The following is an 8,696-nucleotide window of genomic DNA, read 5'->3' on the forward strand; positions in this document are numbered from 1 at the left end:
AATTTGCTATCGAGAAGTGCTGGGCACGGGATTTGTGGCATTTGAGTAATCGAATTGCCAGAAAACTGCTTTCTCACACGTTGGGTATTTTTGCCAATGTTAAACAAGGTAAAAGTCAGCGCGACTGGCTTCAACAAGCCAACGTGATAGGATGTTAAAGTCGAGCATCGCGTTAAAGTAATATTTGTAATAATTCAATCAACCGAGCCTGATCGGAAATCTGAATTTCATGCTTTTCTTCAACACTACTGCTGATATCATGTAGAGGTTTTGAAAAAATGTCATCGTTCGACCTCACTTGCTGTAAGCGGACAAGCAGTAACCATGCAGGAGAATTGATAACTCGCCCACGCCAAGTGGCGGGAACTCGTCGAGTTGTGGACATCGGTACATTAGGTTATTTGTCCGACGATATCTGCTTCCAAAAGTGCGCAGATGTACCGCAATTATTGCTTTCCCTTTCAGGCTACAGGAGTTTTATTTCGCCGCTTAATGCTGATCCTTGCAGGTTATGGATCATTGATAACAATGAAATGCTTTATCGAGCGGGGTCAAATTTTTGCTTGATGATGGGATATAGAAGGAAGCGCCTTAAAAAACACCGGAATAGGCACCACCATCAATAAGGATATTTTGTCCCGTTATATAACTTGCATAATTACTACACAAAAAAGCACAATACGCACCAAATTCTTCGGGAGTACCAAACCGTCCAGCGGGGATTTTCTGGCTTCGTTGTATTGCCATACTTTCCGGTGAATCTCCGCATATTGACGCTTTTTGTACAAATGTTTGTCTCAGACGATGGGTATCGAAAGCGCCAGGTAATAGATTGTTTATGGTGACATTATTACTCATCAACGCATGAGATTTTGCCAGACCACTAATGAAAGTTGTTAGCCCTCCACGCGCTCCGTTTGATAATCCCAGCTCACTTTGAGGTGCTTTAACTGTTCCAGAGGTAATATTGATAATACGCCCAAAACAGCGATTAACCATTCTATTCATGACAGTCTGAATCAGGCTGATTGGCGTAAGCATATTAGTGTTAATGGCCTGATACCATATTTCACGAGTCCAGTCGGAATAAATACCTGTTGGTGGGCCACCCGCATTTGTGACAAGAATATCCACTACAGGTGGTGTATTCAGCACAGTATCCTGAATTTCTGATTGTGTTATGTCACCTGATACCCATTTTACGGATATAGCAGAATTTATATTTTGAAGCTGTTGTGCCGCCACTTTCAATTGTTCAGATCTTCGTGCGTTAATAACAACATTTACACCTTCTGCCGCTAGCGCTGCAGCGCAAGCAAATCCTAAACCTTCGCTGGCTGCACATATGACAGCCCAGCGACCCGCGATCCCAAGATCCATATTCTCTCCGTTAGTGTGACAGTGAAGATAAAATTATCAATGTTGGTTGTTCTATAAGCGCCGGTTTTTTGTTTCTGATACCCTATACAGAGTAAACGTAATGAAAACAAAACAAATCAAGGCAAGAATGAAAAGTCCCCACATTAAACCCGCTACTGTTGTTGTGTGCCCACTAGAGAAAAACCATAATACAATGGCTGCTCCGGCCATTTTTAGTGCGCCTTGTAAAGCGCTGCCTGTCCCGGACAATTCTGGATGTCCATGCAAACTTATCCCAAGTAATAATGGAGAAGACAGCCCACATCCCAGCCCTACCGCAAAACTATAAATAATGATAAATTCAATCGACAATATCTGAGTAAAATAAATAAAAATAAGCGCCATCGCTGTAAATAATACTAATAACGGCAGTGAAACTTTCAGAATTCTTTCAGGTATGGAATGTGACAACCATTTTTTTGTCAGCAACGAACCGATTACGATCCCAGCAGAATAGACCATAAACAGATATCCATTCTGTGATGAAGATAATTCAAATTGTGTCTGGAATACGAAAGGGCTGGCAGTAAAATAACCAATGGTAATAGCAAATAAAACGGCAGAGACAACACTGTATACAACAAAATTAATATTAGATAACAGAATTCGAAAACCTGTTATCCGGCCATTGTCCGTTGATTTCATCGGTGATGTTTCCGGCAACGTCATTTTTACAAAAAATGCACCTATCAGCATCATTATAGTAAGAGCAATAAAATTAAACTTCCACGGCAGATATTCTGTAATATACCCGCCAATGACAGGTGCAAAAGCAGGCGAAACTTGTGATGCCATCGAAAAAATAGCCAGAGATTTAGATAATTCCGTCTTATCCCGGAAAGTATCACTGAGTATAGCTCTGCTAATAACCGGACACCCGCCTGCACCAATACCGGTCAGAAGCCGGAATAGAGATAGTGCGTGAAATGATTCAGCTGTAGAAGTCAGATAATTACCTATAGCGGAAAATAATAAGGAAAATACAATGACAGGAATGCGTCCATGTTTATCGGAGAGAGGCCCATAAAAAAGTTGGGATACGGCGAAACCAATGAGATAATAAACAACAAGGCTTTGTGCCTGATTGTCAGTAATTGCGAGTGCGGTTTTTATTATAGGTAGTGCCGGATTATAAAGGTCTATAGAAAATAATCCCAATACCAGTATAACGCACGAATTGATGATAATGAGCTTTGACTTCATGCCTTTTCACCTTTCATACGAGTGGGAACGCTTTTATGCGTTTGTTATATTCTTTATTTGGCGTTGTGTGTTGGTTGTCACATTTAATTTCGATCAAGAATGGGCTGTTCTGTTGCATAATTCCGGCAATACATTCCTGTAATTGATCAGGCGAATTTACACACAAACAGTTTAACCCTAATCCTCTCGCCAATTGACACCAATCATAATCAGGAATTTTTGTCAGATCTGTTTTGTTATCTTTATTATTAAAATAGCTTGCAGCATAAGATGCATTATTAAAGACAATGAAAAGTATATTGCGATGGTATTTTGATGCTGTGGCTAACTCCATTCCCTGCATTAACATACAACCATCACCTGTTATAACCATACATTTTCTATCTGGAGCAGCAAAGCTGGCTCCTATCCCTGCTGGGATACTCCAGCCCATAGGGCCAAGTGTGGTTGCTGATATATACGCTTCAGGTCTGCGAGCGATCCAATGATGACCAAAAAATGATCGGTGCGCACCGGAATCAACACTGACTATTCCATTTTCCGGAAAATGTTTCTGGAGGATATTGATATAGGATGCTGGATGTCTTGTTGCATCGCCTGTTGCGCTAAAATCAATAGGGAAATACTTGGGAATTATACTGAGGTACTGTGACCATTTCTCCCGTTTGGAGTGGCCTTGAGTGAGAATATTAGAGTAATGTTCATCAAGAGCTTCCAGAAATGCACTACTGTTTGCGGTGATCCCACAAGTGATATCAAGGTATTTACCAAGATATTCGGGATTAGTATCCACCTGAACTGTTCTACCCGAAAGTTGTAAGTCTGGAGACCATAACATAGTGCTCCACTGAGTGGTATCCATGCCCAATAAGATAATACCTTCCAACTCTGGATTCTTAAATGCTTCAATTGCTCTGGGACTACCTGAATAACCATAAATACCGAGCGACAGAGGATGATCTTCTGGAAATATCCCTTTACCACTTAGCGTTGTTGCCACTGGGAAATGATACTTTTCTGCAAATGCTAACAGTGTATCAGCGGTTTCAGATGTTTTACTGCGTAACCCCGTGAGAATAATGCAATTATGGGTTTTACTCATGAAATTTTTAAATTCGGGTGAACGTATTTTATTGATATCGACCGGACGATTTTTCCAAGAATCAGAAATGCTTGAACTAATGTCGGGGCGATTTTCATCATATTCATTTAAAATTTCCTTACTGACTCCCAGATACACAGGACCCCTCTCAATTCCTTTCATTGCCCGGAGTGATTCTCTCAGAAATCGGCTGATTGATTGACCCGCTTTAACTTCAAATGTTGCGCGAGTCACCGGAGAAAAAATGGCTTGTTGGTTAATTCCAGATTGGGTACTGTCCTGTAATACATTGTGCATTTCCATTGCTGAAGAAATTTGGCCAGCTAAGAGCAAAACAGGAAAATTATCTGTGTAGGCAGAAGTTATGCCTGTCAGAGTATTTGTAACACCTGGACCACCAATGGCTAGGCATATACCAAAATTGTCAGAGACACGAGCATATCCTTCTGCCATATAAGCAGCCCCCGTTTCGCAGGCGGTGACTACTGGAACAGGAAAAATATCTAATACTGAATCATTATCTTTCGGGTAACATTTCATGAATGCATTAATGAGCTTACCTGGCACCATGAAGAGGTGAGAAGCACCTAACCGGCGTAGCTGCCTCAATATATAAGATGCTCCATTTTCTTTCTGTCCATTATTTGAATATGTCATAGCTCATAACCCTATAAAGTCTATATTTTGCTTTTTCATTATTTTTAATGAATCTTCATGAAATGAGTCTGGGTATCGGACACTGGGCATATCTGCAAAATAAGGTTTTGGGCTTTTGGGGAGATAATCTGAAACATGCATATTATGTTGAGCACGATCCCGAAGGTACTGTAGGTATGGTTCGTTATGTTGTTCTGAAGCAGAGACTGTCCATTGTAAGGCTAATTTGGTGTTGTCAGGCCCCTTATCAGGATAAGTGCTTCTGTGAGTTATTCTGTTATCCCAGAGAATAAGATCACCGGCTTTGCTCATGATAACTTTTTCGTAGGCTTGTGGAGTATTCAACATACTTTTCACAGTGGCTTGATCTAGCCGATGAGAAAAGGGGATTAGTGTTATTCCCCCTCCATGATCAGGCTCATTATCCTGCAAATAGATAGCACATTGCATAAATTGTAAGTGTGTATCAGGATTTATTACCTCATCAGGTAAAAAATAGGCATCATTGTGCCAAGGGATATAAACACTTTCCCGAATCGTAAAATTAGGGAATAAAGAAAAAGTTCTGCCAAAAATCTCCTTGATCGCTGTAACTGCTTTATCATTCAAAATAGCATGAAATATTTCAGTGTTTTTTAATATGTCTGATGGAAGAAGAGTTGAAAGATTATTTATCTCAGAGGTTTTTTTATAAAAATTCCTGATGGTTTTAATCTCTTCTTTGCCTATTATTTCAGGTATTACAACATACCCTTGCTCGTGCATTTTTTTGGTGATATTCATATTGATATCCTCAATAAAATTAATAAACTGACTCAGATTGGTAAATCATTTCTTTGAATGTAATACCAAGTTGTTCAAACTCTTTAAAGAAAGAAGGGAATGAACAATGGACATCTTCATAACCATCAATGTAATTAGTCTGTTGACAACGTAATGACGCTAAAAATAAAGACATAAAAATACGATGATCCCCCCAACTAGAAAGTCTACAATTTCCAGAATAGGATGATGCGCCATGAATTTCGAAACCGTCATAAACATCATTTATAATCAAAGGTTGAATGTTAACACCCAATTTTAGCAATTCATTTACCATTGCTTTTATTCTTGGTGATTTATGAAGACGGGTTATAGATCCCCCGGTAACTCTGAAACAGCCATTGACATAAATTCCTATTGAAGCTAGCGTAGGTACAATATTAGGGCAATTACTGACATTAAATTCATAGTTTCCAGTTAGTAGGCCTTTTCTATTAATCAATCTAATTTCGTTTTTTTGATCATCTCTTATGACTTCTACTCCCATTTCTTCAACAAATGTCAGAATAGCCTGCTCACCTTGCAAGCTCTTACTGTTGATATTTTTAAGTATCAGGTCACATGGAAATAAAGTTGCCACCGCAACTAGGTAAGAACACGAAGTGTAATCGCCTGTTATTGTATATTCAGCAGGACTATATTCGCCAGGGAATACCGTAATTTTGGAGAAATTTTCATTATGCTTAAATTTAATGCCGGCTATTGCAAGAACTTCTAATGTCTGTCGAATATAGGATAATGATAGGATCTCCCCTTTGATTTTTACAGTAGTACTTTTTTTAGCAAGGGGTGCTGCGAAAAGGATTGCTGTAATAAATTGGGAACTAATGTTTCCTTCGATTTCGCATTCACCACCAATATATCCTCCCCAATTGATGAAAGGTGCTTTTCCGTTCATATGAACACTGGTAATATTTCCACCCAATTCAATAAGTGAATTCAGTAAAGGCTCCATCACACGAGTTCTGAGAGTAGTATCACCCGATATCACAGCGGGAGTATCACTATGGCAAGTAAGGGCGGTTATTACACGGAAGACTAGCCCCGAACCGAGAGCATCAATGACTTTTTTTTCAGGACTAATTTTGCCACCAGTTCCATAAATAATTAATCTTCGCGGCTCCTCAATAATTCTGGCTCCAATATTGCGACATGCTTCCTTCATTGTACTGGTTTCCAGACAACGTAAATCATTATTAATAATTGACTTACCATCAGCCAAGCTGGCAGCCAAAATAGCTCGTTGAGTTTCCGGCTTCGATGAGGGTATATAAGCGGAATGAAGAATATAATTAGATGGATTAACAGCTAGGTATTTTAATGACAACATAACTTTACTTTTCCTTTCATAATAATAACATTGCAAATAAATAAAATATCCTGTTTTTTGGTAACTAAGTGTTTATAAAGCCAAATATGAAATACACTCTTATGTAATTTAATAATATTATTAAATTTTAATCTGTTTTTAATTCCGTAAGATAGAGTTAAAATACGATCTACTTATTTTAATTTATCATATAAATCCTAATAATTTTACTTTGCAGATACTAAACAGCTTATATGCAAATTTAAAGTTTTATTTATCAGCTTATAATTAAAGGTTATAAAAAACAAAAATATAAAATATTAATTTCTTTAATTATATAATTCACGTAATAACTATAATTTCAAAAATACTTGCATTTATATAATAAATTCATTCATGAAAGCACCTGAGTAGTCATCTTAAAAATTTCTTTTCTCAGGAGAAACTCATCTCTGAAAATTGAGGTTCTAAAAGACATTTGTCTATTAAGTAACTTATTGAATTAACTGATAATGAACGGTAGGTTTGATGTATATCCATGCATAAATTATGTTTATATCTGGGAGCGCTAGCAGATTATTTTCACTATGGTAGGAATAGAAAAATAACTTCATTAGCATGGTTTCAGTTACAAAAAATTGATGAAGATTTATCCTGTTATAAGGAATGTGCACGGCCTGTAGTGCTAAACTGATTGCCAGCCAGAAAGGAGTTCTCGTTTAATAAGATGCTAATTAATTTTGGCCTACGTAGAATGACACTGACGCGCTGCGCTTGTCTTCTCCATGTTACCGGGCTAATTCATTAGCCCGGGAACACGGAGAGCTGAACAGGACGAGAGCGTGAACGTTTTATGAACACAATTGGAGCGAAAATAACTCTCAATTGTATTAAATTTAAAGCAACCCAACCCAACACATCCTGTCATCAAAATAGTTTGGATATTGTTCGTGTTGTTTTTAATTTAAGCACTCACGCTCTCGCCCTGGAGGGCTGAAAAAACACCAGCCAGAAAAGATTTTGCCTCCTCACTCATTCCTCATTTTTCTCCTCACTTTTTGTTTTCCTCACTGCAAAAACAGGTAAGGAATTGAGATTTATTTATCCTTAAAAATCAATATCTTTTTTGCTCCTCACTTTTCTGTATATATGCGAGAAAATTGAGGAAAACGGTGAGTTGTAAAATCCTTCTCCTCACCACTCCTCACTTTTTTACTCATTTTTTAATTTTCATTATTCTGGTTAACTATGGTGAGTTCCTGCCCGTTGCGGGTAATCAGTCCGTCTTGCTCTAACTTGATTAACCAACGGCTGAAATTTTTCACATTCACACCCATTGCCTTTAAATCATCACGGACAAGAGCAACGCTACAAGGTTCTTTCAGAGCAGTGCGCGACCGGATGCACTGCCATAATGCAGTGTGGTTATCGCTCTTATTGGAAACATGCCCGATGTCCTCCTCTTCAATCGGATCGCGTGGCCTGTCAATCAAAACCAGTGACGTAATATCTTCTCCGTCTTTATCGGTAAAGAGTTCAACCACGCGCATGTCATAGGCTTTGGTTTCCGGCTCTTCGGCATCTTTCATCTTGGTGCAGGTGATAACCAATGCACCGCCTTTTTTCCCTTCCCTATTGATTCGGTATTCAACATCCAACGCGGCACGAAAAGCACTGGAACCCCTTGCACCTTTGCTTTCATCCTTGCCGGAATGATGAACCACGAGAATGCTTGCGCCTGTTTTGGCTTTCAGTTCGTCACAGCCCCGGACAAACGCGCCCATATCTTTTGAGTCATTTTCATCAGCGCCGCCAAAACAGCGGGCGAGGGTGTCCAGAATAATCAGGTGCACAGGTTTGCCCGTTTCGGCTTCAACCTGCTGGGCGGCGATCACTAGCTCATGCACTTCGGCTAGCGAGGCCGGAAATACCGGGGTATTGATTAGATACATATTTTTAACTACCTGACCATTAACGATTTCCCATGCTTTGATACGCCGTGGTACGCCGATCCCGCCTTCACCGACAACGTACAGCACAGAACCCTGAGCAACTTGTTTTCCCGCCCATGCCTTACCTGTAGCAATATGACAGCCCCATGCTCCTGCCAGAAAACTCTTATATGACCCGCTCGCCCCGTAAATGCTGCATAAGGAATGTGCAGGAATAATGCCTTTAACCACG

General features: G+C 39.4%; 6 protein-coding genes. All 6 read right to left on the reverse strand.

Annotated elements, in window-relative coordinates:
• Positions 1-591: 591 nt before the first annotated feature.
• Positions 592-1,380 carry an SDR family oxidoreductase gene (locus ABLA76_RS13880; RefSeq protein WP_348988367.1) on the reverse strand — a complete coding sequence of 263 codons (789 nt, stop codon included), beginning with the start codon at positions 1,378-1,380 and terminating at the stop codon, positions 592-594.
• 51 nt (positions 1,381-1,431) lie between these two features.
• Complete coding sequence (locus ABLA76_RS13885; protein ID WP_348988368.1) at positions 1,432-2,622, reverse strand: MFS transporter; 1,191 nt, start codon at positions 2,620-2,622, stop codon at positions 1,432-1,434.
• Between the two features lie 13 nt (positions 2,623-2,635).
• On the reverse strand, positions 2,636-4,381 hold the full coding sequence (locus ABLA76_RS13890; RefSeq protein WP_348988369.1) for a thiamine pyrophosphate-binding protein: 1,746 nt from the start codon (positions 4,379-4,381) through the stop codon (positions 2,636-2,638).
• 3 nt (positions 4,382-4,384) lie between these two features.
• Entirely contained in the window at positions 4,385-5,164 is a 780-nt protein-coding gene (locus ABLA76_RS13895) for a phytanoyl-CoA dioxygenase family protein (protein ID WP_348988370.1), read from the reverse strand.
• A 19-nt stretch (positions 5,165-5,183) separates the two neighbouring features.
• Entirely contained in the window at positions 5,184-6,533 is a 1,350-nt protein-coding gene (aroA, locus tag ABLA76_RS13900; protein ID WP_348988371.1) for a 3-phosphoshikimate 1-carboxyvinyltransferase, read from the reverse strand.
• A 1,202-nt stretch (positions 6,534-7,735) separates the two neighbouring features.
• On the reverse strand, positions 7,736-8,696 hold a 961-nt coding region (locus ABLA76_RS13905), incomplete at its 5' end, for a helicase RepA family protein (RefSeq protein ID WP_348988372.1).

Origin of the sequence: Xenorhabdus sp. SGI240, from assembly GCF_040081915.1 — a bacterium.
Lineage (GTDB): Bacteria > Pseudomonadota > Gammaproteobacteria > Enterobacterales > Enterobacteriaceae > Xenorhabdus > Xenorhabdus bakwenae.